At 45.9% G+C, this 2,146-nt stretch carries 1 protein-coding gene; it reads left to right on the top strand.

Annotated elements, in window-relative coordinates; all coding sequences use genetic code 11:
- The first annotated feature begins 636 nt into the window (after positions 1 to 636).
- A complete protein-coding gene (gene ltrA, locus MOZ60_RS11435; protein WP_370596778.1) occupies positions 637 to 2,034 on the top strand; it encodes a group II intron reverse transcriptase/maturase in 1,398 nt (465 codons plus the stop codon).
- Positions 2,035 to 2,146: the final 112 nt, after the last annotated feature.

The following is a 2,146-nucleotide window of genomic DNA, read 5'->3' as shown; positions in this document are numbered from 1 at the left end:
GTGTGACGGGCAGTCACACTCATACAGAAACGCAATAGTGCGTTGTCAAAGTAATCCAAGAAAGGATAGAACTGGATGGAAAACATGAAAGCGTATGAAGTAGAACCCTAGTGAAGGTGAAAAGCCTTTGCCGGCGAAGGCCACTGCCACGCCGAGAGCTAAGCCTACTGCGGTCCGTGAGGGTGAACGGGTAAGAGCGTTCTTTGCCGTAGGGAAGAGGTGGATGCGAACTGACAGGCTCGAATACATCAATGCGAAATGGTTTTCTGCACTGCCGACCATGCGAAAAAATCGGGAAGACTTATATCTGAGTACCAATCAGTGGCGGTATTCAGGAGTGCAGGGAATGAAAGCACGGCGCATGTCAGTGAAGGGAAGTGTGATGACCCCGTGAGATCTGTGCACTTAACGGGCACCTGTCTATAAGCGTAAGCGAAGTGACAGAATGCGTGTACAGAAGTCAGATGTTTTCGTAGTACGGACGAAGTGTCAGAAATGACATGGACGGAAGGGAAACTACATTTCCGGATTCCGAAGTAATTGTATGACCTGTAATGGCAATCTGAAGGTAGCCTGAGAGATCAGGAAGAAACCACAGGAAATGTGCAGGGCAAGAAGAAAGGAAACAGCAGTCAGATGAACGAACCGTTAAAGTTGAAGTTATTCAGTGTATATGGACAGATTCTAAACAAGAAAGTTCTGCTGGAGGCTTGGAAACATGTCAAGGCTAATAAAGGATGTGGCGGTATTGATAAGGTATCAATCAAGGATTTCGATGAAAACCTTGATTTGAATATCGAATCACTTCTGCAGGAGCTGAAGGCCAAGACATATAAACCGTCCCCAGTACTCAGAAAGTACATTCCGAAAAAGAATGGAAAGATGAGGCCGTTAGGCATCCCAACGATCAAAGACCGTATTGTACAACAGGCATTGACCGACCGGCTTCAGCCCTTCTTTGAAGAAAAGGTGTTTCACGATAACTCCTGTGGTTTCAGACCGGGAAGAGATGTGGAGCTGGCAATCAAGAAAGTGCTGAGCAGGTTGGAATACGGCTACGTCTACATTTACGACTTTGATATCAAGGGATTCTTCGATAATATCCCGCACAAGAAACTGATGAAGGTATTGAATAAATACATCTCTGATGGAACGGTGCTGGATATCATCTGGAAAAGCCTGAAAGCAGGATATATGGAAGACAGCGTGAAGTATGAAACACCGGCCGGTACTATGCAGGGCGGTGTCATTTCTCCACTGCTGGCAAACATATATCTGAATGAACTTGATTGGGAGCTGGACAAGGCCGGTCTGCAGTTCGTGCGGTATGCGGATGACAGTATCGTTATGTGCAAGTCGCCGGAACAACTGGAACTGGCCAAGAAGGTAGTCGCAAGAGTCCTAAAGGAACTTGGGTTAGAGCTCGCCGAGGATAAAACTGATGATATTGATTTCCACAATAAGAACTTCAATTATCTTGGATTTACCTTCCAGCACCTGAAAGTATCCAAAAAGGGACTCACATACTATGTGGTAGGACCAGGCGAAAAATCACTCAGGAAGTTCAAGGAGGACATAAAGGCGAAAACAGGAAAAACGCTGTCCAAGTCATTTGAACAGTGGACTGCGGAACTCAACCCGATTTTAAGGGGTAAGTTCAATTACTTTCTGATCGCTAACAGAGCCTGCCGGGATGTCAGAGCTGCGCTGAAAGAGCGCGGACGTGTATTCCATGGAATCCCGCTGAGCAGGTATCAGAATCTGGACGGTTATGTCAGACAGAGACTAAGGGTGAACTTCTCCTGCCGTGGTAAGAAACATGGTGGCGTAAGAGCCGGAATGATGTTAACCATAAAATATGGCAACTCATTTTTCTGCAAGGCAATGAAACTTGTGTCGGGAGATTATATGTGCAGCCTAATTTCATCTCCGGAGCTTACAATTGACGATTACCTTAAGCAGATGGCTCTAAGAAATCGACGCCCATGCAATGAAAACCGAAAGAGATTCTTCCGGTACGCGTATGCGAAGTAACTTTAATTGTCTTTTTACCATCTTACTGTAACAATGAAACCGGAAAGGAAAGCCGTATGCGTTAGAAGCGCACGTACGGTTTGATGAGGGGCGGCAGAAGTTAACTCTGTCG

Origin of the sequence: Grylomicrobium aquisgranense (genome assembly GCF_033971865.1) — a bacterium.
Lineage (GTDB): Bacteria > Bacillota_I > Bacilli_A > Erysipelotrichales > Erysipelotrichaceae > Bulleidia > Bulleidia massiliensis.
Note: the sequence above shows the minus strand (reverse complement) of the source record. Positions and strands in the feature narration are given on the sequence as shown.